This is a genomic window from Arthrobacter sp. (genome assembly GCF_031179985.1).
In the GTDB taxonomy this organism is placed as follows: domain Bacteria; phylum Actinomycetota; class Actinomycetes; order Actinomycetales; family Micrococcaceae; genus Arthrobacter.
Map to the genome: position 1 here is coordinate 36,161 of NZ_JAPSHJ010000017.1, position 23,025 is coordinate 59,185.

25 protein-coding genes are annotated in these 23,025 nt (G+C 61.9%); 17 read left to right on the forward strand and 8 right to left on the reverse strand.

Annotated features, from left to right (window positions below; all coding sequences use genetic code 11):
• The first annotated feature begins 2 nt into the window (after window positions 1-2).
• On the forward strand, window positions 3-938 hold the full coding sequence (gene miaA / locus RIN13_RS10060) for a tRNA (adenosine(37)-N6)-dimethylallyltransferase MiaA (RefSeq protein WP_309107192.1): 936 nt from the start codon (window positions 3-5) through the stop codon (window positions 936-938).
• A 93-nt stretch (window positions 939-1,031) separates the two neighbouring features.
• Complete coding sequence (dapF, locus tag RIN13_RS10065; protein WP_309107193.1) at window positions 1,032-1,976, forward strand: diaminopimelate epimerase; 945 nt, start codon at window positions 1,032-1,034, stop codon at window positions 1,974-1,976.
• Here dapF and RIN13_RS10070 read toward each other — a convergent pair.
• Window positions 1,957-2,571, reverse strand: a complete 615-nt coding sequence (locus RIN13_RS10070) for a methyltransferase (RefSeq protein WP_309107194.1) — start codon at window positions 2,569-2,571, stop codon at window positions 1,957-1,959. The genes dapF and RIN13_RS10070 overlap by 20 nt on opposite strands.
• A 578-nt stretch (window positions 2,572-3,149) precedes the next feature.
• Here RIN13_RS10070 and hflX point away from each other — a divergent pair.
• Together hflX and RIN13_RS10080 are read left to right on the forward strand one after the other, a co-directional pair.
• Window positions 3,150-4,718: a GTPase HflX gene (hflX, locus tag RIN13_RS10075; protein WP_309107195.1), complete on the forward strand. Its 1,569-nt coding sequence runs from the start codon at window positions 3,150-3,152 to the stop codon at window positions 4,716-4,718.
• Window positions 4,711-6,789, forward strand: a complete 2,079-nt coding sequence (locus tag RIN13_RS10080) for an ATP-dependent DNA helicase (protein WP_309107196.1) — start codon at window positions 4,711-4,713, stop codon at window positions 6,787-6,789. The genes hflX and RIN13_RS10080 overlap by 8 nt, the downstream gene beginning before the upstream one ends.
• 15 nt (window positions 6,790-6,804) lie before the next feature.
• Here RIN13_RS10080 and lexA read toward each other — a convergent pair whose 3' ends face one another.
• Complete coding sequence (lexA, locus tag RIN13_RS10085) at window positions 6,805-7,554, reverse strand: transcriptional repressor LexA (RefSeq protein WP_309107197.1); 750 nt, start codon at window positions 7,552-7,554, stop codon at window positions 6,805-6,807.
• A gap of 363 nt (window positions 7,555-7,917) precedes the next feature.
• Between lexA and RIN13_RS10090 the strand changes: the two genes are divergently transcribed.
• From RIN13_RS10090 to RIN13_RS10125, 8 genes are all read left to right on the forward strand, one after another.
• On the forward strand, window positions 7,918-8,439 hold the full coding sequence (locus tag RIN13_RS10090; protein ID WP_375164757.1) for a LysM peptidoglycan-binding domain-containing protein: 522 nt from the start codon (window positions 7,918-7,920) through the stop codon (window positions 8,437-8,439).
• A gap of 78 nt (window positions 8,440-8,517) precedes the next feature.
• The gene (locus RIN13_RS10095) at window positions 8,518-9,636 is read left to right on the forward strand and encodes a histidinol-phosphate transaminase (protein ID WP_309107198.1); all 1,119 of its coding nucleotides are present in this window, start codon (window positions 8,518-8,520) and stop codon (window positions 9,634-9,636) included.
• Between the two features lie 61 nt (window positions 9,637-9,697).
• Window positions 9,698-10,324: an imidazoleglycerol-phosphate dehydratase HisB gene (hisB, locus tag RIN13_RS10100; protein ID WP_309107199.1), complete on the forward strand. Its 627-nt coding sequence runs from the start codon at window positions 9,698-9,700 to the stop codon at window positions 10,322-10,324.
• Entirely contained in the window at window positions 10,321-11,109 is a 789-nt protein-coding gene (gene hisH / locus RIN13_RS10105; protein WP_309107200.1) for an imidazole glycerol phosphate synthase subunit HisH, read from the forward strand. The genes hisB and hisH overlap by 4 nt, the downstream gene beginning before the upstream one ends.
• Window positions 11,109-11,267 (forward strand): hypothetical protein, encoded by a 159-nt coding sequence (locus RIN13_RS10110; protein WP_309107201.1) that lies wholly within the window; start codon window positions 11,109-11,111, stop codon window positions 11,265-11,267. The genes hisH and RIN13_RS10110 overlap by 1 nt, the downstream gene beginning before the upstream one ends.
• A 52-nt stretch (window positions 11,268-11,319) precedes the next feature.
• Window positions 11,320-12,066, forward strand: a complete 747-nt coding sequence (gene priA / locus RIN13_RS10115) for a bifunctional 1-(5-phosphoribosyl)-5-((5-phosphoribosylamino)methylideneamino)imidazole-4-carboxamide isomerase/phosphoribosylanthranilate isomerase PriA (protein ID WP_309107232.1) — start codon at window positions 11,320-11,322, stop codon at window positions 12,064-12,066.
• Between the two features lie 2 nt (window positions 12,067-12,068).
• Window positions 12,069-12,938 carry an SseB family protein gene (locus RIN13_RS10120; RefSeq protein WP_309107202.1) on the forward strand — a complete coding sequence of 290 codons (870 nt, stop codon included), beginning with the start codon at window positions 12,069-12,071 and terminating at the stop codon, window positions 12,936-12,938.
• 54 nt (window positions 12,939-12,992) lie between these two features.
• The gene (locus RIN13_RS10125) at window positions 12,993-14,291 is read left to right on the forward strand and encodes an MFS transporter (protein ID WP_309107203.1); all 1,299 of its coding nucleotides are present in this window, start codon (window positions 12,993-12,995) and stop codon (window positions 14,289-14,291) included.
• Window positions 14,292-14,409: 118 nt separating this feature from the next.
• Here the strand turns inward: RIN13_RS10125 and RIN13_RS10130 are convergent, their stop codons facing one another.
• Window positions 14,410-14,796 (reverse strand): DUF1844 domain-containing protein, encoded by a 387-nt coding sequence (locus RIN13_RS10130; RefSeq protein ID WP_309107204.1) that lies wholly within the window; start codon window positions 14,794-14,796, stop codon window positions 14,410-14,412.
• Between the two features lie 387 nt (window positions 14,797-15,183).
• Here RIN13_RS10130 and infC point away from each other — a divergent pair, with 387 nt between their 5' ends.
• The 4 genes from infC to RIN13_RS10150 all read left to right on the forward strand — a co-directional run bounded on the left by infC (window position 15,184) and on the right by RIN13_RS10150 (window position 18,127).
• Window positions 15,184-16,317, forward strand: coding sequence for a translation initiation factor IF-3 (gene infC, locus RIN13_RS10135; protein ID WP_375164758.1), 1,134 nt, complete (start codon window positions 15,184-15,186; stop codon window positions 16,315-16,317).
• Window positions 16,318-16,431: 114 nt separating this feature from the next.
• A complete protein-coding gene (gene rpmI / locus RIN13_RS10140; protein WP_009358635.1) occupies window positions 16,432-16,626 on the forward strand; it encodes a 50S ribosomal protein L35 in 195 nt (64 codons plus the stop codon).
• Window positions 16,627-16,743: 117 nt separating this feature from the next.
• Window positions 16,744-17,193 carry a 50S ribosomal protein L20 gene (gene rplT, locus RIN13_RS10145; RefSeq protein WP_247048688.1) on the forward strand — a complete coding sequence of 150 codons (450 nt, stop codon included), beginning with the start codon at window positions 16,744-16,746 and terminating at the stop codon, window positions 17,191-17,193.
• A gap of 37 nt (window positions 17,194-17,230) precedes the next feature.
• Complete coding sequence (locus RIN13_RS10150; RefSeq protein ID WP_309107205.1) at window positions 17,231-18,127, forward strand: RNA methyltransferase; 897 nt, start codon at window positions 17,231-17,233, stop codon at window positions 18,125-18,127.
• 131 nt (window positions 18,128-18,258) lie between these two features.
• Here RIN13_RS10150 and RIN13_RS10155 read toward each other — a convergent pair whose 3' ends face one another.
• Both RIN13_RS10155 and RIN13_RS10160 read right to left on the reverse strand, forming a co-directional pair.
• Complete coding sequence (locus RIN13_RS10155; RefSeq protein ID WP_247048690.1) at window positions 18,259-18,528, reverse strand: GlsB/YeaQ/YmgE family stress response membrane protein; 270 nt, start codon at window positions 18,526-18,528, stop codon at window positions 18,259-18,261.
• Between the two features lie 175 nt (window positions 18,529-18,703).
• Window positions 18,704-19,915 (reverse strand): MFS transporter, encoded by a 1,212-nt coding sequence (locus RIN13_RS10160; protein WP_309107234.1) that lies wholly within the window; start codon window positions 19,913-19,915, stop codon window positions 18,704-18,706.
• A 151-nt stretch (window positions 19,916-20,066) separates the two neighbouring features.
• Between RIN13_RS10160 and RIN13_RS10165 the strand changes: the two genes are divergently transcribed.
• On the forward strand, window positions 20,067-20,522 hold the full coding sequence (locus RIN13_RS10165; RefSeq protein WP_309107206.1) for a (deoxy)nucleoside triphosphate pyrophosphohydrolase: 456 nt from the start codon (window positions 20,067-20,069) through the stop codon (window positions 20,520-20,522).
• On the opposite strand, the gene RIN13_RS10170 is transcribed toward RIN13_RS10165, so the two are convergent.
• From RIN13_RS10170 to RIN13_RS10180, 3 genes are read right to left on the reverse strand one after another with little or no spacing between them, the layout of a single operon-like run.
• The gene (locus tag RIN13_RS10170) at window positions 20,509-21,675 is read right to left on the reverse strand and encodes an Rv2578c family radical SAM protein (protein WP_309107207.1); all 1,167 of its coding nucleotides are present in this window, start codon (window positions 21,673-21,675) and stop codon (window positions 20,509-20,511) included. The genes RIN13_RS10165 and RIN13_RS10170 overlap by 14 nt on opposite strands.
• A 51-nt stretch (window positions 21,676-21,726) precedes the next feature.
• Complete coding sequence (locus RIN13_RS10175) at window positions 21,727-22,371, reverse strand: SIMPL domain-containing protein (protein ID WP_309107208.1); 645 nt, start codon at window positions 22,369-22,371, stop codon at window positions 21,727-21,729.
• A gap of 9 nt (window positions 22,372-22,380) precedes the next feature.
• Entirely contained in the window at window positions 22,381-22,899 is a 519-nt protein-coding gene (locus tag RIN13_RS10180) for a hypothetical protein (protein ID WP_309107209.1), read from the reverse strand.
• Between the last annotated feature and the right edge of the window lie 126 nt (window positions 22,900-23,025).

Sequence of the window (23,025 nt, forward strand, 5' to 3'; positions counted from 1 at the left end):
GAATGTCAGCCCCGTATACCGGCACAGCGCACATACCCGCCGGCGGGCCACCACCGGTGATCGCTGTCGTAGGGCCCACCGGATCCGGCAAGTCTGATCTGGCCGTCGGGCTGGCCCTGGAACTTGATGGTGAGGTCATCAATGCCGATTCCATGCAGTTCTACCGGGGCATGGACATTGGTACAGCCAAGATCAGCGTGGAAGAACGCAGGGGAGTGCCCCACCATTTGCTGGATACCCTCGACGTCACCGAGGAAGCCAGTGTTTCGGACTTCCAGCAGCAAGCCAGATCGGTGATCAATGCGATTCATCGCCGCGGAAAGAGAGCAATCCTCGCGGGCGGCTCCGGACTCTACCTGCGGGCTGCCTTGGATGTCCTTGAGTTTCCCGGTACGGATCCCGGCATCCGCCGACGCCTTGAGAACGAGGCCGCATCACAGGGCGAGGCCGGCCTGCGCTTCCGCCTTGAACGTCTTGACCCGGTATCGGCCGCACGCCTTGGAGACACCCGCCGGGTCATCCGCGCCTTGGAAGTTTATGAGTTGACCGGTCGCCCTTTCAGCTCCTACATGCCAAAGCGCGAGTACGTCCAGCCCGCTGTGCAAATCGGGCTTGAAGTGGATCGGGAGACGCTCCGCGCCCGCCTCGCCCAGCGCGTCCACCGCATGGTGGAGAGCGGCCTGCTGGAGGAGGTAAGCCGGCTCGAATCACGCGGATTGAGGCAAGGGAAAACCGCATCCCGCGCCCTCGGGTACGCCCAATTCCTGAAGGTACTCGACGGTGTCAGCGACATTTCGGAAGCGGCGGAAGAGACCATTCTGGCCACCAGGCAATTCGCACGCCGGCAGCTGACGTGGTTCCGGGCGGATCCCCGGATCGCTTGGCTGGACTGGCAGGACCCTGCGCTGCTGGAGAAGGCGGCCGCTCTCTGTGCGTGAGGCCCCTTCAGGGGATGTGGAGCCTGATTTCCGGGGAAGGGGGTCCGGAGGACGGCTTTACGGCGAACACGACCAAGACGGTAACCTTGGACCATGAATGAAACCCTCGAAGAGACCCCCGCTCACGCTCACCGAGGCCTGAGCGGCTTAGCGTTCTCGAAGGGGCACGGCACGGGAAACGACTTCGTCCTGATAGCTGATCCGGCCGGCGTGTGGCCTGTTGGGCCTGAACAGGTAGCCGAACTGTGTGATCGACACCGTGGAATAGGCGGGGACGGCCTGATCCGCGCTGTTCCGTCACGTTTCCTTCCTGAAGGCCGGGACCTGCTGGCCCAGCATCCGGATGCCGAATGGTTCATGGACTACCGCAACGGTGATGGCTCGTTGTCCGAGATGTGCGGAAACGGAGTGCGTGTTTTCGTGCACTTCCTCATCGCCCAGGGACTTGTCCGTCTGGACGAAGGAGCCTCATTGACGGTGGGCACCCGCGGAGGCGTGAAAGTGATCGTCCGCAGCGGTTCGGGATATGCGGTGGACATGGGGCCGTGGGAATTCATCTTTCCTGAGGACGCTGCGGCCCGGGCAATGGACTCCCTCGTAAGCGCAAGCGGACTGGAGGTGGCCCGGCCTGCTCTCTCCGTCAGCATGGGAAATCCGCACACTGTGGTTGCCCTTGCAGAGCTTTCCGAGCTCGAGGCGACCCAGCTGTTTACCGCCCCTCACGTAGATCCCACCCCGCCCAACGGCACCAACGTCGAGTTCGTAGTTCCGTCCGAACCACTCGTTCACGACGGTGTGGGGACCATCACCATGAGGGTTCACGAGCGGGGTGCCGGCGAAACACAGTCGTGCGGCACGGGCGCGTGCGCAGCAGCTGTCGCGATCCGGCACTGGGCCGGCGAGGGCGCTCCGAATGCGTGGAATGTCACAGTACCGGGCGGCATCGTCGGCGTGAAGTTTTTCCCCGGGCCTGACGGGCGCGAGCACGTCGAGCTTAGTGGTCCCGCCGTCATCGTTGCTAGTGGGACGCTTTCCTGACCTTCAGGATCCGGAAGGACTTCGAGGTACTCTCGCGGGTAACCGTGAAGGATGAATCAAGCTCTGCGGCAAGCCAGCGCTGCAGCGAATCGGAACCGAGGTTTTTCTGGACCACCAGCCAGGCGGAACCACCAGGGGCGAGCCGGGGCAGCCAGCGCAGTAACAGCGAATGGAGCTCGTCCTTACCGATCCGGATCGGCGGATTTGACCAGATGGTATCGAAGTGGAGCCCGGGATCTACCCCGTCCGGCAAGCTGGCCCGGAGATTCTCCAGCCCGAGTGCGGCGGCGTTCTCGTTCGTCAGGGTCACGCACCGCTCGTTGACATCTACGGCGTAGACGGTTGCATGGGGGGCCCGCAAAGCCATGGTCAGGGCGATTGGACCCCAGCCACACCCGATATCCAGCAGGTTCCCTTGGGGAGAGGGGGCTGGTACCTCGGCAAGTAGAACGGCCGTTCCCTTGTCGATGCCCTCGGGGCTGAAGATCCCCGACGACGTCTGGAGCTTCCGCGTTTCACCGGCAAGTTCGACCGTCAGCGGCTTGCGGGTGAAGGGCCCCGCCGGCTGGGCGCTGAAATAATGTGCAGACTCCATAACTGGCCAGATTAGTTGCCCCGCAGCTGGATGGGAAACCGGGGGTTTGGCCCGTCTGGTATTCTTTAATCCATGTTCTTGATCTTTGAGTAGCGGCGCAGCCCGGCGCAGGCGCGTTGGCATCATAGCCCGCCTCACGCCCCGCTTAGTGTCCCGCAGCGATGCAGGTAAGTCCTTCCGCTTAGCGCGCTCAGCACCAGTGCTTTCAAAGTCAATGAACCTTCAGATGAACTCTCCCGGACTCACACCACCCAGCTACCGTGCCGGGTCCGGAGCCTACGTCTATGAAACAGTGGCGAAAGATCCAACTGGCAGATCAACTGGGCGCCCGATCCCCATGGAGTCCATCATGATCAACCCAAGCATCTGACATATCCGGACTGGAAATCACTCCGGCCAGCCGTTCCCTTTCCTGGGAACCGCAGACACACAAACGTCCCGAACCATACCTGCCACGGCGCCGCTGCCGTGGCCACCTGGAGGAACAATTGACCAGCAGCCGTCAGCCCACCGCGAATTCAGCACCACAGCCCGGCAAAGGGCACTATTCTGAAGATGTAGAACCTCTTAAGGAGACCATGACCAGTCAGCACAACACCGGACCAGATTCAGCCGCCGAGGATATGTCCCCCGAGGAGATTCAGGCTGTAATTGACCGGATTCTCGCCAAGGATGTACCTGCCAGGAACGTCCGGAAGGCGGACGAGGACAGCAAGGCTGTTTTCGGCAGGGCCCAGGCCATTTCAGGGCTCGACGACGAGCACACCAGCTACGACGGTGATCAGCAGGATCTTGAGGAACGTCGCGCACTGCGCCGTACTGCAGGCCTTTCCACAGAGCTGGAGGACGTTACCGAAGTCGAGTACCGGCAACTCCGGCTCGAACGGGTGGTCCTGGCGGGGTTGTGGTCGGAGGGAACCCTGGCCGACGCCGAGAACTCCCTCCGGGAACTGGCGGCACTGGCAGAAACCGCCGGCTCCGAAGTGCTCGATGGCCTCGTTCAGCGCCGAGCCAAGCCTGATCCCGGAACTTTCCTTGGCTCAGGCAAAGCCCTTGAACTGAAGGACATTGTTATGTCGACGGGGGCGGACACCGTTGTGGTCGACGCCGAATTGGCTCCATCACAGCGGCGCGGCCTTGAAGATATCGTCAAGGTCAAAGTCATTGACCGTACCGCTCTCATCCTCGATATTTTTGCCCAGCATGCTAAGAGCCGCGAAGGCAAAGCCCAGGTGGAACTGGCCCAGCTCGAATACCTGTTGCCGCGACTGCGTGGTTGGGGTGAGTCCATGTCCCGCCAGGCCGGTGGCCAGGTGGGTGGGGCAGCGGCCGGAATGGGTTCACGTGGTCCTGGTGAAACCAAGATCGAACTGGATAGGCGCCGGATCCGGACACGGATGGCGAAACTGCGGCGGGAAATCGCGGCCATGAAGCCTGCGAGGGAGACGAAACGGGCCAACCGCCGTCGTAATGCGGTTCCGTCTGTTGCTATCGCCGGATACACCAACGCCGGCAAGTCCTCGCTGCTCAACAGGCTGACCGACGCCGGAGTCCTCGTGGAGAACGCGCTTTTTGCCACCTTGGATCCAACGGTCCGCAAGGCTGAAACTGCCGACGGATTGGGCTATACCCTGGCCGACACCGTGGGTTTTGTCCGCTCATTGCCCACGCAATTGGTGGAAGCGTTCCGCTCTACGCTGGAGGAAGTGGCCGATTCCGACCTCATCCTCCACGTTGTGGACGCCTCACATCCGGATCCGGAAGGCCAGATTGCCGCCGTCCGTGCGGTGTTCAGCGAAGTGGATGCGCGCAAGGTGCCCGAGATCATCGTGCTGAACAAGGTGGACGCTGCTGATCCCTTCGTGGTGGAGCGGCTGAAGCAGCGCGAACGCCGGCACGTTGTGGTTTCCGCCAGGACGGGCCAAGGCATCAGCGATCTGCTCAAAGCCATCAGTGACTCCATCCCCAGGCCAAGTGTCAAGCTGGAATTGCATATCCCGTACAACCGGGGTGATTTGATCAGTAAGCTCCACGAAACCGATGCTGAAATCCTTACCCTCGATCACGATGAGCATGGCACACGAGCCGTTGTGATGGTTCGGGAAGGTCTTGCCGCTGAGCTGGAATCCTTCGTCAGCAATGACTGAAGCGGATCCGGAGGCGAATGCATCGGCCAGCGAGCGGTTGGTGGTTGAACTGCTCGACCGGGCTGTCTCCGGAATGGGCGGCGAGAGCCGCACCGGTCAGCACGAAATGGCCCGGCAGGTGGCGCGCGCAATAGACAGCGGCGACCACCTGCTGGTCCAGGCAGGAACAGGGACCGGTAAGTCCCTCGCCTACCTGATTCCTCTCATCGCCCACTCGCTTGTCAGCGACAAACCCACTCTCGTCTCGACGGCCACATTGGCCCTGCAGACTCAGATTGTGGGAAGGGACTTGCCCAGGCTGCTGGAAACGATAACTCCGGCGCTGGACCGGCCCGTGAAGGTGGCGCTCGTCAAGGGCCGAGCCAACTACGTCTGCAGGCACAAGCTCGAGGGCGGTTTCCCGTCCGAGGAGCCGGCAGAGGGACAGTTGTTCTCTTTGGGGGAGGACACCAGCGTGCCGCATTTTGCGGCAGCCATGGGTGGTCCTTCGTCCCAACTGGGCAAAGAAGTGGTCCGGCTGCGTGACTGGGCAGAAAAGACCATCACCGGCGACCGCGACGAGCTGATGCCAGGCGTGACCGACAGGGCGTGGCGGCAGGTATCCGTCACGTCAATGGAGTGCCTGGGGGCACAGAAATGCCCCATGGCCGCCGAGTGCTTCAGCGAACTGGCCCGTCAAAACGCAGCCGAGGCCGACGTTGTTGTCACCAACCACGCCATGCTCGCCGTCAGCGCTTTCGAGGGCCTGGCGGTGCTTCCTGAGTACGACGTTGTGGTGGTGGACGAGGCCCATGAACTGCAGGACCGGGTCACGGGTGCAGTCTCCGGGCAACTCTCCGTTGCCATGGTCCATGCGGCGGCATCAGGAGCGCGCAAGCATACGGGCATCACCGTTGACGCCCTCAACTCCGCGGCTGCCAACCTCGAAGTTGCGGTTGCCGGGATCCCCAGCGGTCTCCTCCCCAGCGGGCTCAGCGACGAACAACTCGACTGTGTGGACCAACTCCGCGACGCATGCCGCGCTGCACTCTCTGATTCCAAGGGGGACAGTTCCACCACGGCCGACGGCGGGCGGCAGTTGGCGCGCTCCCGCCTCCTGGTGATTCTGGAACTGTGTGAACGACTTATCGCAGCGCGGGAAAACGGCGAAGTGGTGTGGATTTCCCGAAACAGTACCTTTGATCCGCAACAGGGTTACTCCACACCGGATGACGCCTCGCCGGCGCTGATCAATGTCGCACCCCTAAGCGTGGGCGGCCGGCTCCGGGAGGGCCTGTTCGAGGGACACACCGTCGTGCTGACTTCCGCTACGCTCGCGATCGGCTCCGCCTTCGAACCTGCGGCGGGCGGCCTTGGTCTCGTGGGCCCGGGTGCGCCGAGCTGGACCGGCATCGACGTCGGCTCTCCTTTCGACTATCCGAAACAAGGGATTCTCTACGTGGCGGGTCATCTGCCAAAACCGGGTCGAGGCACGTCACCTGAAGCTCTCGACGAGCTCGAAAAGCTGATTCTTGCCTCCGGGGGCGGCGCGCTGTGCCTGTTTTCCTCTCGCCGGGCAGCGGAGGACGCTGCCGAAGCCCTGCGTCCCCGACTCGACGTGAACATTCTCTGCCAAGGTGATTCAACGATGACGGCGCTGGTCCGGCAGTTTGCGGATGAGCCCGACACCTGCCTGTTCGGCACCATGTCCCTTTGGCAAGGTGTGGACGTTCCTGGGGGCTCGTGCCGCCTCGTAGTGATCGACAGGATTCCCTTCCCCCGTCCCGATGATCCCCTTATGACAGCACGGTCCCGGGCGGTAGCAAAGGCAGGCGGCAACGGCTTTATGTCTGTTTCTGCCACGCACGCCGCCATCCGGCTTGCCCAGGGGGCTGGCCGCCTTATTCGTTCCACAGGCGACAAAGGCGTGGTCGCCGTGCTGGACTCGCGGCTATCAACTGAGCGATACGGCAATTTTCTGCGCGCTGCCCTGCCGCCCTTCTGGCCCACCACGGACTCTGCGATTGCCGTGGCTGCACTTAAACGGCTGGCTGACGAAACCCGGGTGCCCAGTACCGGAGCGCGGGGCTGAGCTGGAGGGCGGGTTCTATATGGAGCGCAGGACTGAGACTACTTTGCCCATAATGGTGGCATGATCGCCCAGGATGGGCTCATACTGCGTGTTCTGTGGCAGCAGCCATGTGTGGCCGTCCCGTTGGCGGAACGTCTTGACTGTCGCTTCATCGTCCAATAGCGCGGCCACGATATCGCCGTTGACAGCGACGCTCTGACGGCGCACAACCACCCAGTCACCGTCGCAAATTGCGGCATCAATCATGGAGTCTCCCGCAACCTTCAGCATGAACAGCTCTCCGTGGCCAACCAGCTGGCGGGGGAGCGGCATAAACTCTTCCACCAGCTGCTCGGCGAGAATGGGACCGCCTGCGGCGATACGCCCGACCAGTGGGACCATGGCGGTGTCTGTTGCGCCTGCGAGTTCCGTCACCGGTTGACGGCCTACACTCCTGAGCCGGGTGGGCTTTTCCGGCCGTGAAGGCTCCGTTGTGCCTTCCTCCAGTGTCAGCGGCATCAACACTTCCATGGCGCGCGGACGCTTCGGATCGCGGCGCAGGTATCCGAGTTTCTCCAGCTGGGACAGCTGGTGGGTCACGCTGGACAGGCTCGCAAGGCCGACTGTGTCCCCGATTTCGCGCATGGATGGGGGATAGCCGTTGTCATTGACGGACCGCTGAATGGTCTCCAGGATTCTCTTTTGGCGAAGAGTGAGGCCCTTGGGCGTCCGGGCATTCTGCGAGGCCCCTGCGGTGGCCTTGCTGCCCGCGGCTTGTGCTGCCATTTTCGCCAACGCCTTTCCATTTCTCCCAGCTTCTGAGCGCCAGCCGCCGGGGATGTTCTGCCTGAATGTCAGACCCTGCTGATCAACTGCAGATGTGGTTGTCCTGATCTATGTTTCTTTGATCAAACGTAGGCCAGCCACGGGAGTTTTTCAAACATTTGTTCTAGTGAGTCTCGACAATGTTCGATCATAGATGCTAAAACTTAGTCAGTAAGGTTCGAATATGTGTTCTAGTCAGTTTTCTCATTTGCTTGCTCCGGTGGCCGGATTCGTTCAGACGTTCGAAGCCGGAGGCCGCTGGCAATGAATACCTTGCCATCAATGAACACGACGGGCAGCACAGTATGGTCCAGGAGGACGGTCATGTCAGCTACATCCGCGTTCCACGAGTTCTTTCCGCAATCGGTCTCCGGAGAGTCTCAATCGGCGACGACGCTGCACAGTTCCCTCGCCCCACAGGGGCCCGCTGTGTATATGCCCGAAATGACCTCTGCCGATCGAAGGGCCAGTGCCTGTGAAGAAGCGAGCGCTTACGGTGCCGACACCCCTGGCCAAGCCCATGGCCGGGTGCAGGCACCGCTGCGGCTTACCCGGCGCGGATGGATTGTCCTGGTGGTCTTGCCCCTTATGCTGCTGACTGCCTTGCTGATGTCACTCTCGGGTTTCCTTACGTCTCCGGCCAAGGCAGCTGACACCGCCGCCGAGCTCTCCCTGACTCCCACCGTGACCGTCACCGTGCAGCAGGGCCAATCCTTGTGGGCCATCGCCGGCACTGTTGCACCTAAGCGCGATCCGCGGGATGTCGTGGCTGACATCGTGCAGTTGAATAACCTCGATGGAGGTGCGGTCAGTCCGGGGCAGCAGCTCTTTGTCCCCTCCGCGTGAGCCCAGTCCTCGAAGCCCGGCTTTGCCTGGAGGCGTCACAGTTTTCCGGGCCCGGCATCAGGCACTTAAACTGTTCTGGTGACTGACCAGCTAGCGCGCTTGAACCGACTGCCACTCCGCGACAATCTCCGGGGCCTGACGCCTTACGGTGCGCCGCAATTGGATGTGCCCATCCTGCTGAACGTGAATGAGAACACTCACGGCGTGCCAGAGGATGTTCTGAAGGCCATCTCCGAGGCCGTAACCGCTGCAGCCGCCGGACTGAACCGGTACCCCGATCGGGAGTTCAGTGAGCTCCGGTCAGCCCTGGCGGAGTATCTGGGGCATGGGCTCGAGGCCGAAAATATCTGGGCAGCCAATGGATCCAACGAAGTCCTGCAGCAGACACTGCAGGCTTTTGGCGGACCTGGCAGGACAGCTCTGGGCTTTCCCCCCACGTACTCCATGTACCCCTTGCTTGCCAGCGGTACTGACACCGAATACGTTTCCGGCCTGCGCGCTGCCGATTACGGGCTAAGCGCAGAATACGCCGCCGAACAGGTCCGGGAGCTTGAACCGAACGTAGTTTTCCTGAGCTCACCCAACAACCCCACCGGCACCGGCCTCGGCCTGGACGTAGTGAAGGCTGTCTACGAAGCGGGTGAGGAAAGCCGCACCATTGTCATCGTGGACGAGGCCTACCACGAGTTTGCACACGACGGTACTCCCAGTGCACTCACGCTCCTCCCCGGACGGGAACGCCTGATCGTAACGCGGACCATGAGCAAAGCATTCGCCCTGGCCGGAGCCCGGCTCGGCTACATGGCGGCAGCGCCGGAAGTCACTGATGCCTTGCGCCTTGTCCGCTTGCCATACCACCTGTCAGCCGTCACCCAGGCAACGGCCCTTGCTGCACTTCAGCACAGGGAAGCGTTGATGGCTGACGTCGAGGACATCAAAGCCCAACGCGACAGGATTGTCTCGGAGCTTACTCGAATGGGCCTGACACCTGCCGCTTCTGATTCCAACTTTGTTTTCTTCGGGGGACTGGAGAATCCGCATGCAGTCTGGCAGGCACTTCTTGATTGCGGAGTCCTGATTCGCGACGTCGGCATTCCCGGACATTTGCGGGTTACGGCAGGAACAGAGGCCGAGACCACAGCATTCCTTGAGGCACTGGAGCGCATTCTGACAAGGCAAACCGCAGTACCGGCCTAAACTTTAACCAAGACCCAGAAGCTTCAGGCTTTCAGGCCCTTCTTCCTAAGGACACATCACCATGAGCAACACCGGATCCATTGCTGCCGCGGCACGGACTGCGCGCATGGAGCGCGCGACCAGTGAATCGTCTGTGCTGGTAGAGATCAATCTGGATGGAACCGGAACATCGGATATCGATACTTCGGTTCCCTTTTACGATCACATGCTCACGGCGCTCTGCAAGCACTCCCTGATCGACATCACGGTCAAGGCCACCGGTGACACCCACATCGATGTCCACCACACAGTGGAAGACGTCGCGATTACCTTTGGAGAAGTCCTGAAAGTGGCCTTGGGTAACAAGGCAGGCATCCGGCGTTTCGGAGAAGCCACCGTTCCCCTTGATGAAGCACTGGCGCACGCAGTTGTGGACGTCTCCGGCAGGCCTTATCTGGTCCACGGCGGCGAACCTGCCGGCCAGGAATACCACCTCATTGGCGGCCACTTCACAGGCTCACTCACCCGCCATGTTTTCGAAGCCATCACCCTGCACGCGGGAATATGCCTTCACATGAATGTCTTGGCCGGCAGGGACCCCCACCACATTGTGGAAGCACAGTTCAAGGCGTTCGCCCGTGCACTGCGCGCGGCCGTGGAAACCGACCCACGCGTGGACGGAATCCCATCAACCAAGGGGGCATTGTGACCGGAAAGCTCATCCAGGACGGCGCGATCCTTGATCCGGATGCCGCCGTCAAGCCCTCTTCGCCGGAGGGTAAGCCCACCGTCACTGTCCTGGACTACGGCTCGGGCAATGTCCGCTCTGCTGTCCGGGCGCTGGAACGTGCCGGAGCTGAAGTGATCCTGAGCGCCAAGCCGCAGGACGTCCTCAACGCCGATGGCCTGGTGGTGCCCGGCGTCGGCGCTTTCGAGACCGTTATGAACGAGCTGAAAGCCGTAGACGGTATCCGGATGATCGGCCGGCGTGTGGCTGGCGGCAGGCCTGTCCTGGCCATCTGCGTCGGACTTCAGGTGCTGTTCGAAGCCGGCGTTGAGCACGGCACAGAGGCCGAAGGAATGGGTGAATGGCCTGGGAAAGTCGAGTTACTCCCGGCCGACGTCGTGCCGCACATGGGCTGGAACACAGTGAAGGTTCCCGAGGGTTCGCACCTCTTTGAAGGTGTCGAGAATGAACGCTTCTACTTCGTTCACTCCTACGGCGTCCAGACCTGGGACTTCGATGTGATCCAGCCGCGGATGGCTCCGCCACTGGTCACCTGGTCAGAGCACGGGGCACCTTTCATCGCCGCGGTTGAAAACGGCCCTCTGGCTGCCACGCAGTTCCACCCCGAGAAGTCCGGTGATGCAGGTGCCCGTCTATTGCGTAACTGGGTCAACGGCCTGCGTCATGGGCGGCGTGCCGAGGCTCCTGCTTCCGCAGAAGCCGCTCCCGCCAACCCCTCTTCAGTTCAACCTGCAGCAGACGCATAGTGTGGTCCATAGTGCTGATGGGCCTCGCCGGGTTGCTGGTCGGCGGGGCGTTGTCCTTCCGGCAACAGAAAGCACCACGCTGGATCCAGGTGGTGTTCTATACCCTTGCTGGAATGGCGCTCCTGGCCGCCTACATGCTGACGCTGCCTGCCGCCTGACATCCCAGCCGGCTACATTTCCTACTCCGCTCCACCACCCTTGAGGACCATGATGAACGACGAAACCCCGCTGCCGGTACTTGAACTGCTCCCGGCCGTTGACGTAGTGAACGGCCAGGCCGTACGACTGGTCCAGGGCGAAGCAGGAAGCGAGACCAGCTACGGGACTCCGCTCGAGGCTGCGCTGAACTGGCAACAGCAGGGTGCCGAGTGGGTTCACCTTGTTGACCTCGATGCTGCCTTCGGGCGCGGCTCGAACTCAGAGCTGCTGCGGGAAGTCGTTGGCCAGCTCGACATCAAAGTGGAACTTTCGGGTGGATTGCGGGACGACGAATCACTGGAGAGGGCCCTGGATCTGGGTGTCGCCCGGGTCAATCTCGGGACCGCCGCCCTCGAAAACCCGGAGTGGACGCAGCGTGCCATTGACCGCTTCGGTGACCGGATCGCCGTCGGCCTTGACGTCCGGGGCACCACCCTTGCGGGCCGCGGCTGGACGAAGGAAGGCGGCGACCTGTGGGAGGTACTGGAGCGGCTTGAGGCGGCCGGTTGCGCCCGCTACGTTGTCACTGACGTCACCAAGGACGGCACGCTGCAGGGTCCAAATGTGGAGCTGCTGCGCCAGATGGTGGAGAAGACCCGCAAGCCTGTAGTCGCTTCGGGAGGAATCTCGACCCTGGAAGACCTCAGGGTGTTGCGTTCACTTGTTCCCTTGGGCGTCGAAGGAGCCATCGTGGGCAAGGCCCTCTATGCCGGCGCCTTCACCCTGCCCCAGGCGCTCGACGTCGCCGGCCGCCGCTGACAGTGGAAGGCACACCCGGCTCCCGGCCCTTGCCAGGCCATATCGCTGCAGCCCTGGCCGGTGCCGGGGGCGCCGCCGATTCGGCGGGTCAGCCGTGGACAGGGCGCAGCCTCGCCGGTGAGGATGCCCGGATCCACAATTTTGAGGACGACGACGGCACAGCCGACGCCGGATACCTCGCCGCCGTTTCCGCCATGGTGTCGGGTATCGGTGATGAAGAAGACATCGTGAAGGCCTTGGCCCATGCCAGGGTTTTTGTCCCGATAGTCGCTCAGCTGGGTGAAGAGGGGCACGACGCTGCCGGGCTCCAGGCCGACAAACAGGCAGACATGGCACTTGTGACGCTGAAGGCTCCTGACGGACGCACAGCATTGCCGGTATTCTCCTCTGCCGAGTCCCTCCACGCTTGGCATCAGGAGGCCAGGCCTGTTGCGGTCTACGCTGCCAGGGCTGCCTTATCCGCAGCCGCTGAAGGCGCCGAACTGATGGTGATGGACCCAGGCTCGGAGGTCACCATAGTTGTCCGGCGGCCTGCGGTCTGGGCGTTGGCTCAACAGCTCCCCTGGTCACCGTCCTATGCAGACACCGATGTAGCGGAAGCTGTGGCAGCAACTGCCTCCGATGTTCCCCAGATTCGGCGTATCGAGCTCCACCGAGGCGGGGGAGTAGGCGCCCTGACATCCAGAGGCCTGCAGCTCAAAGGCGGTGGTGCAGGTCCGGAGCTGCGCGTCGTCCTGTATTTGGTGGACGGGCTGGACGCCGCCGGAGTCCAGGAAGTGGTGACAGCCTTGAATGGCGCCTGGGCCCGGAATGAATTGCTGGCCGAACGGGTTGACTCCATCGAGGTCAAGCTGCGGCGCGCAGTAGAGTAGCTTTCGGTCAGGGGATGGATCCTCCTGCCGCTGGCAAGATTAAGGATGTAACCCGTGAATTTCGCTCTGTACAGGGAGCTGCTTGCTGTCCGGCCCGTCCGGCGACTGTTGGTCGTCGGAATGATCGCCCGCATTCCACACTCAGCCGCGGGGGTACTTCTTACCCTGCATATAGTCCTGTCTCTGGGCCAGGGCTACGCAGCAGCCGGGGCGGCCGCCGCCGTCATGACCATTGGCATCGCCGTCGGTGCGCCATGGCGCGGCCGCCGCGTTGACACTGTCGGCTTGCGGAAAGCATTGATACCTTCGGTGATTTCGGAGGCCCTGATCTGGTCGATCGTGCCTCACGTCAGTTATGAGTGGCTGCTGCCTCTGGTCTTTGTGGGCGGACTGTTCACCCTTCCGATCTTCAGCGTGGTACGTCAGTCGCTCGGCGTCATGGCCACGGGCGAGCAGCGCCGTACTGCGTTCGCCCTCGACGCGATCTCCACCGAGATGGTTTTTATGATCGGACCGGCCGCTGCAGCGATTGTGGCCACCAGCGGATTCTCCGTTCTGGGGCTCACGGTGGTGGGCATAACGACGTCGGCCGCGGGACTTTTCCTGATGTGGTTCAACCCGCCCACCCGAAGCGAAGCGGCCGACGAGGACTGCGCGGCCGAGCAGCAGCAGGCAGCTGAACTGGCTGTCGTGGCTGCAGCCCCCGCCCACGTTCAGGAGGCAGCGGCCGGGTTGAAGCCGGCGGACTCCGGTGAGCGGGCTCCATCACGCCTTCGGGGCGCCGTAGCGCGGAACTTCACCTGGTTTACCGCTTCAGTGGCCGCGGTCTTTTCGGTCGCGGCCGGCGCCGGTATGGTCCTGAGCGGTACCGACGTCGGGATCGTCGCGATGCTTGAGAGAGGCGGTCACCAGGCCGAGATCGGGCTTGTCTTCTTCTTCTGGTGCGCCGCCTCGGTGGCCGGTGGTTTGATCTATGGAGCCATGCACCGCCCGGTTTCCCCCTTGGTGCTGCTGCTGGGAATGGCTGCCCTGACCATTCCCATGGGCTTCGCGCAGGATACGCTGACGCTCGGGCTCCTGTCACTCCTGCCGGGTCTCCTTTGCGCTCCCGTCTTGTCATCTGCTTCGGAAAAAGTAGCTGACCTCGTAGACGAGGCACGCCGGGGCGAAGCAATGGGTTGGTACGGCTCCGCCCTCACCGCCGGCGTCGCTCTCGGCGCCCCGCTGGCCGGGCTTTTCATCGACGGGATCGGACCCTCTGCAGGTTTTGTCTCCGTCGGTGTGGCTGGCGTAGCCATCTGCCTGTTGGGGCTTGTGCTCCAGCAGCGCCGCCGGAGCCAGGCGGCGTCGTAACCAAACCCCGGTTAAGTGACCAAACGACGACGACGGCGACCCGAACCTTAAAAGGTGGAGGGCCGCCGTCGTGGTCAGTCAGCAGTAAATGCTGTGTGTCAGGGGCAAACAGTAATGGCTAGTTGACCGGCCCGGTGTACTTTTCTCCGGGGCCTTTGCCAGGAGCGTCCGGGATGGTGGATTCCTCCCGGAATGCCAGCTGAAGTGAGCGCAGCCCATCGCGCAACGGACCCGCATGCTGGGATCCGATTTCCGGCGCCGCTGCCGTGACAAGGCCTGCCAGGGCGGTAATAAGCTTGCGGGCTTCGTCGAGGTCCTTCAGTTCTGCTGCATTGTCCTCGGCGGCAAGGCCCAGCTTCACGGCTGAAGCGCTCATCAGATGAACTGCAGCAGTGGTGATCACCTCGATTGCCGGCACCTCGGAGATGTCCCGGATCTGCTGGGCCACATTGCCCTGCTCATTCGCGGGCTCATACACGTGTGAATTACTGTCTGGAGTGCTCATACTGGTAAGCTTGTCACAGACCGACTGGATGTCGTTATTTTGCGATGGATGCTCATTCCCGCCAACGTGCGGAGAACGGGTATCTTTCTGTAGAATTGGCATCTAGTTTGCAAGCGGAGATCTCTCCCACCCGCGTCAGCCGTTTTCCACGAGGAACTTTCCCAGTGGCAGCAAGGTTGCCGGGTAGCGGTCGGGCGCTTCAATCAGGCGATAGCCTGTTCGAAGCGCGTGCCACCTCACCCTGAGGCGGGCACATCCGATCCTCGAGGCCTTCGATTGCTCCGGCAATTGGGGGCCTTCTCTGTTTGCCGGTGGAGTACTCATCACAACCACAGGAGCTTTAACATTAGCGAGCCAAGAATCAATGAGCGTATCCGCGTCCCCGAGGTGCGGCTGGTCGGCCCTGCAGGCGAACAAGTAGGGATCGTCCGTATTGAGGACGCGCTGCGTTTGGCTGCCGAATCCGATCTGGATCTCGTTGAAGTTGCGCCGCAGGCTAAGCCTCCGGTGTGCAAGCTGATGGACTTCGGCAAGTACAAGTACGAGGCTGCCGTCAAGGCACGCGAAGCCCGGAAGAACCAGACCAACACTGTTCTGAAGGAAATCCGTTTCCGTCTGAAGATCGACACCCACGACTACGAGACCAAGCGGGGCCATGCGCTTCGTTTCCTCGGTGCCGGGGACAAGGTCAAGGCCATGATCCAGTTCCGCGGCCGTGAGCAGCAGCGCCCGGAGATGGGTATCCGCTTGCTTCAGCGCTTTGCGGATGATGTTGCCGAGGTGGGTGTGGTTGAGTCCAGCCCGCGCATCGACGGCCGCAACATGGTCATGGTTGTTGGTCCGCTGAAGAACAAGGCCGAAGCAAAGGCAGAAGCACGCCGTGCGACTCAGCGTGCAGAGGCCAAGGCGCAGAACGAAGCCAAGGCTTCCGGCCGCGTAGACACCAGCGGCGAAAACCAGGATTCCCTGACGCAGACCTTGGGCGATCTTCTGCCTGAAGGTTTCCTGTCTTCAACCGATGAAACCACCGAGGGCGTTCAGCCGGAGGCAGTCGAAATCGATGGTGAAGATGCAGTCCAGGAACAGCAGGCATCCGCTCCCGACGCAGGGAACGAGGCTCCCGTAAAGGAGGCTCCCGTGGAAGAGGCGCCTGCTCAGGACGCTCCCGTCGCTGAAGCTCCGGCTGTCAAGGCTCCGGTAGCTGAAAAGGCTCCGGTAGCTGAAAAAGCTCCGGTTGCCGAAACGGTGAAGGAAGAAGCCGCCGAGGCTCCCCGTCAGGCTGCTCCCAAGGCACCTGCCCCGAAGCGCGAGGCTCCGGCTGCACCTAAGGCATCACCGGCCAAGGCTCCCGTTGCCAAGGCTGCGGAAGCCCAGGCGCCTGCCTCTGAGGCTGCTGCGGCTCCCAAGCCGGCAGCAGTACCGTCGCCGCCGAAGCCGGTGGCCCGGCCAGCGGCACCGAAGCCTGCTGCACGGCCTGCAGCCCCCAAGGCTCCCAAGCCTGCGGGGAAGAAGACCAACTAGTTCAAAGCTGCAGAGGCATTGCTTCCGCAGTAAGCAACCAGCATGCCGCTCCACAGGCGGCTGCTCGAAAGAACTGCAGACATTGTCTGCGGATACGTAAGGAGATCGGTTCCCATGCCGAAGATGAAGACCCACAGCGGTGCTAAAAAGCGCTTCAAGCTGACCGGCAGCGGCAAGCTGCGCCGCCAGCAGGCCAACCGCCGTCACTACCTCGAGCACAAGTCCTCGCGCCTGACCCGTCGCCTTGCCGGCGACAAGATCGTCTTCAAGGGCGACGCCAAGGTCATCCGCAAGATGCTCGGCATCTAATTTCCAAGTTCTCTGGCTGATGCCCCCTGGCAGCAGCCAACTACCAAAAAGCCTTCTCAGGCCGGCCGGGTTTCCGGCAGTAGACGCTTGGGATCAGAATTCTAAAGGAGTACGCACGTGGCACGTGTGAAGCGGGCGGTAAACGCCCACAAGAAGCGCCGGGTTATCCTCGAACGCGCCAAAGGTTACCGTGGACAGCGCTCACGCCTGTACCGCAAGGCAAAAGAGCAGCTGCTGCACTCGTTTGTGTACAGCTACGGCGACCGCAAGAAGAAGAAAGGCGATTTCCGTCGCCTCTGGATCCAGCGCATCAACGCTGCATCGCGCGCCAACGGTCTTACCTACAACCGTCTGATCCAGGGCCTCAAGGCCGCTGAGGTCGAGGTTGATCGCCGTATGCTGGCCGAACTCGCAGTGTCCGACGCCAACGCGTTCGCCGCTCTGGTGAAGATCGCCAAGGACTCCCTGCCTGCTGACACTTCAGCTCCTGCCGTCAAGGCAGAGACGGCACCTAAGGCCGCAAAGGCCAAGGCCGCCAAGAAGCCGGTTGCTGCAGCCGCTGAGTAATTCAGGAACTGCTGGCAACAGCAACTAAAGTTCTTGTATGAACGAAACCGGGCGCCCGCAAGTCTTTCCACTCTCCAATCCCCGAGCTGATCGGGTGAGGGATGTGGCAAAGCTTGCAGGGCGCCCGGCCCGTTTAAAGCGGGAACAGTTCCTTGTTGAAGGGCCGCAGGCCGTCCGGGAAGCCCTTGTCCTCCATGCAAAACGAATTGCAGCCGGTGAGCCGGGGGTGGTGCAGGAGGTTTTCGCCAGCGAGGCATGCCTGGACCGTTATCCCGAGTTTGATGAGCTGGCCGAGGGCACCAACGCCAGGCTCGCCAGTGACGAAGTCCTTGCAGCCATGGCAGATACAGTCAATCCGCAGGGCATCATCGCCGTCTGCAGTTTTATTGATGTGAGCCTTGAATCTGTTCTGGAAGCCTCACCACGATTGATCGCTGTTCTGTGCCAGGTCAGAGATCCCGGAAATGCGGGAACAGTCCTTCGGGCGGCTGATGCAGCCGGCGCCGACGCCGTGGTGCTCACCCAGTCCAGCGTGGACGTCTACAACCCCAAGGCGGTTCGGTCGACTGCCGGTTCCCTCTTCCACCTGCCGGTCGTGCTCGGCGTCGACGTCCAGGACTTCGCGGAGCAATGCCGGGATCGCGGGATCGGAATTCTGGCGGCGGACGGCTACGGACAGCTCAACCTTGACAAACTGCAGGACGAAAACGCAGCCCGGCGTCTTGGCCTGGGTGAGGGCCCTTCTGGCTACCACCTGGAACGGCCCACAGCCTGGCTCTTCGGAAACGAAGCCCAAGGCCTGTCAGAAGAAGAACTTGCCTTGGCTGATCATCGGGTGGCCGTGCCGGTGTACGGGGCAGCGGAGAGCCTGAATCTTGGCACTGCCGCTACTGTCTGCCTCTACGCGAGTGCCCGGTCGCAACAGCGGGGATAGTCGCCTAAACAGCAGCACGGCAGTCGAACAGCGGGGATAGCCGCTCAAGCAGCGGCGGGGCCCACCTGGTGGTGAACCCCGCCTCTTATTCCGCCCTGACGTTCAGCCGTCAGCGGCTGTCAATTCGTTAGTTATGTAGTGGTCTTGTTGCGGCCGGTAATTGCGCCGTAAATGCCGGCTACGACGAGGCCGCCGACAATAGCGAGGATCCAGGAACCAAGGTTCCAGAATTCCATCCTGCCACCGCCGAACAGAAGGTCGCCGATCCAGCCGCCAACAATCGCGCCGACCACGCCGAGCACAAGACTGGTTACCCAGCCCCCGCCGACGCGCCCAGGCATTACTGCCTTGACGATTGCTCCAACAATGAGTCCGAGAATGATCCAGCCGAGAAAGCCCATTTCTCCTCCTACATATTCGTCGGGATTCCTGTACAGCTCCCGATTATGGCTTCAAGCTAACACACCGCCTTTACCTTGTCAGTAGGCTTACTTGTGCGTCGTGGGGCTGTCTGAGCCTCCGAAAGCGCAGTCCCGGAAATTCTTCGAAGAGACCGATGGCTGCCTTGAGGGGCAGCTAAGGGGCCAGAGGCTTTTTTCGTTCGAGGAGGCCACTCAGCAGGGCTACGCCCAAACCGAGGACGGCCAGGACCGCGCCCACCAAGGCCGGAGCCACGTAACCCCAGCCCCAGGCGATGACCAGGCCACCAAGGAATGCCCCGAGGGCGTTGGCAACGTTAAGGGCAGCGTGGTTCAGGGATGATGCAAGCGAGGGTGCGTCCGGTGATGCATCGAGCAGCCGGGTTTGAAGCGCGGGGATGAGCAGGGAGCCCGCGGCGCCGACAACGAACACCATAATCAACGCGGACCACGGCCAGTGGGCGGCAATGGCATAGACGACCAACGCCACGGCAATCCCCGGTAGCACCCAATAGATGGTGCCCATCACCGATTTGTCTGCAACCCTGCCTCCGATGATGTTTCCTGCCACCATCCCCAGGCCGTAGAGGGCAACCACCACTGGCAGTAGCGAGGCTGGAATCCCTGCCACCGACGTCATGGTGTGGGCAATGTAGGTGTAGGTGGCAAAGAAGCCGCCGAAGCCGACGATGCCGATCAGGATGGCAAGCCACACTTGGAGACGCTTCAACGCGCCGAGCTCCCTGCGGATGCTTGCATCGGCATGAGCTTTTTCAAACGGCACGTACTTCCATAGGCAGGCGAGGGTGGCGAAGCCGATCACGCCGACCAGGACAAACAGGAGGCGCCAGCCAAAGGTCTGACCCAGCCACGTTGCGAACGGAACGCCCACCACGTTGGATATGGCCAGGCCGGACATCACCATGGAGATTGCCCATCCGCGCTTTGTAGGCGCCACCAGGGAAGCAGCGATGACGGCTGCGACTCCGAAGAATGCGCCATGCGGGAGCCCGGCAGCGAATCGCGAGACAAGCATGGTGCCGTAGTCCGGGGCAATATATGAGGTGAGATTTGCCAGGGTGAAGAACAGCATCAGTCCCATCGCCAGGTACTTCCGCGGGAGCTTTGCGCCCACCGCGGCCAGCAGCGGAGCTCCAATGACCACGCCCAGCGCATAAGCCGAGATCAGGTGACCTGCCTCAGGAGTGCTGATGTTAAGCCCGAGCTCCACTTCCTTCAGCAGGCCCATCATGGTGAATTCCGTCACTCCAATGCCAACACCACCCACGGCGAGCGAGAAGATTGCCCAAGCAAGCTGCCTGCTGCTGAGCCTGGGCTTGAGGGCGGGGACGGTGGCGGCGACGGACATAAGCCTGCTTTTCACGAGACAACGATGGAAGGCGCGGCAATGGCACCAATAAATCAGATTTTAGCTGCTTGTGTATAACCTCGACCCTGCGAGGCGTATTCCCCGAAAAGGAGAGCAGTTGCTTCTCCATTGTCCCCCATAGACTGATGCGGTGACTGGACTGATCAAAGTGGTGGGCGGGGCCGTCCTGGATTCGCTTGAAGAACCGACGCGCCTGCTTAGCGCCCGCCGTACGTCGCCACCGAAATTCGCCGGTATGTGGGAGTTCCCCGGCGGCAAAGTGGAACCTGGCGAGTCAGCAGAGAACGCGCTGCATCGTGAGTTGAGGGAAGAACTAGGCATAGGGGTTCGCCTGGGTGCAGAGCTTCATTCAGGGCTGGAGGACGGGTGGCCGCTGAACCCCAACGCCTCAATGCGTGTGTGGTTCGCCGAAATCGCTGAGGGCGTCCCGGCCCCTCTGGAGGACCACGACGAATTGCGCTGGGTGGAACTTGGTTCCGACGCCCAGGCGCTTGATCTTCCGTGGATTCCGGCCGATCTTCCAATCGTGCGCAGGCTGCTGGAAACAGTAACGCACCAGGCAAGGAGTGGAGTCAGAACAACATAGGCTGCGCGGGGGCCTGGCTTGGCCGGGTGCGAACGGCTGTTTCCTCTTCCGGTCCGGGAATAAGGCCCGCCGGATACTGGGCTTCTTCATCCCTGGCATCAAGCGTGCCAGCCGACTGAGCCCCAGCGTTTTGAGTGGCTCCGGCCTCCATGTCCCTATGGCTGAAACCTGAAGCGTCAGTGAAACCGTGCAGCTTTTTGAAGTATTTGACCCGGCCCGCGAGCCACATCCGGTATTCCTTGGACGCATACGAACCTGAGGCATACAAGCGGCCGTATCTACCTGCGAGTTCCGGGTGGTGAGCGGCGATCCACTTCATGAACCATTCCCTTGTTCCCGGTTTCAGGTAAAGCGCCCCGGCGGTAACCCCGGTTGCGCCGGCTTGTGCGAGCGAACTGAAGAGGTGGTCCAGTGCCTCGTCGCTATCGGAAAGCCACGGCAGAATGGGCATTGCCATCACTCCGCAGGGCAACCCCGCTTCCCGCAGGCGCATGACCAGTTTCAAGCGGGCCCGGGGTCCGGGCGTCCCCGGCTCGATAGCCTCTGACAATTTTTCGTCCGTCATTGCCAGGGAGATGCCTATGCCCACAGGTACCTGGGTTGCGGCATGTTTGAGCAGCGGTATGTCCCTGGCAAGGAGCGTGCCCTTGGTAAGAATGGATAGGGGAGTACCCGAGTCCGCCAACGCGCCGATAATGCCCGGCATGAGCTGATAACGCCCTTCGGCCCGCTGGTAAGGGTCCGTATTGGTGCCCAGCGCCACTTGGTGGTGCCCCCACGAGGGCTTGGCTAATTCCCTTTTGAGGACCTCGACTGCATTGATCTTCACTACCACCTGACTGTCAAAGTCAAGGCCGGCGTCGAAGTCCAAATAGGTGTGGGACTTGCGGGCAAAGCAGTAGACGCAGGCGTGACTGCAGCCACGGTAGGGGTTGATGGTCCATTCGAAGGGCATCCGGGATCCGGCAGGGACCTTATTGAGGACCGATTTGGCAGCCACCTCGTGAAAGGTAATTCCCGCAAATTCAGGCGTGGTGACGGATCGGACAAGCCCGGCGAGAGGCAACAAAGCGTCGGACGGCGCGGCTGCGGCAGCCTCATCCTTGTTGCCGTCTTCAGCAACCGGGGTGATTGCCTGTGCGTCCCATCTCATACGTCTATTCGAATCTATGTTCTAATAAAAGTCAAGGTGCGGAAGGGATCCTCAGTCAGGGGAGCGGAGCTCCCACACCACATGGACCTGTGCGTTGATGCTGGTTTCCCCGGCTTCCACTGTCAGCGAGTCTGCGGCCAGTGCCCTTTCCATTTTCGCGACGGGAATGGGAATGGACGACGACGGCTGCTGCGTGAGTGAAACCACCCTGCCAAGCGCAGTGCCCGAGAGCGCTGCGTATTGTTGCCCTGCCGCAAGGGCGTCCGTCCAGGCGGCTTCCCGTGCCCGTGCCTGGACGCCTGCAGGATCGGTGAAGCCGCGTTCCAGGCCGTTGAGCCGCACATCGTTTCCCCCGGCCTCAACGGCTGCAGCGATAGCTTCAGCCGAACGCGCAAAGTCGCGAAGGCGTACTTGGAGAATGCTGCTCGCGATGTATCCCGTCACGGTCTGCCCATGGCCCTCTTGCCAGGCCAGGTCAGCCCTGACGTTCAGGCCTGTGGTGCTGATGTCCGCTGCACTGACGCCAAATTTGCGGAGCGAAGCTGAAATCTGCCCGGACAATCTTCCTGCTTCACCATAAGCAGCAGCAACATCCTGGCGATGGCAGTCAACGCCGATCGACAGGATCAGCAGGTCCGGTGCAGCTTCAGCCGTGCCGGTGCCGGTGACCGAAATGGTCCGGGGAAGGCTCTTCATGGTTTTGCCTCATTTCTCTTCTTGGCCGGGCTGCTTCCTGGCAGCCCCGGTTCGACGGGGCGTGCCAATGTGGTTGATCCGGTGCCGGTTCTTGGTCAGGCTTCGGTTGCCGGCCAGGCGGTACCCATGTGACTCCACGTACCCGCCGGCCTCAAGGCCGGCCATCCGCTCAAAGATGTTGGCGCTGCCGGCGCTGCCGGTGCGAAGGAATGACCAGCCCGCAGCGAGGAAGTACAAGGGAAGAAACGGCAATCCGAGGCACCACGCATACTGCGTGCAGTGCCGCTCCTCGTGCTCAAGCAGGACCGGGTTTCCCCACACCTGCCCGGCATCACTCCGGAAGAGCACCACATTGCCGACGGCGAACGCCCCGGCAACGGGCAACCGGGGCCGGTAGCTGGTGGCGATGACCAGTCCATGTGGTCCCTTACAGACATTGCATCCCGCGAAGCGTGCCAGCAGCAGACCCAGGACGGTAGATCCATTGAGCAGGTTGGCAACCTGCCGGAGCCGCTGTGCTGGCGTCATGTGGCCATGGTAGCGAACGCAGGAAATGGAACAATCAGGTTCAGGCCAACCGCTGCTCTCTACTAGACTGGGAAGGAGCGCGTCCCGGACTAAATCCGGTACGCCCTGCCCGTTGTTGTTTTGCCG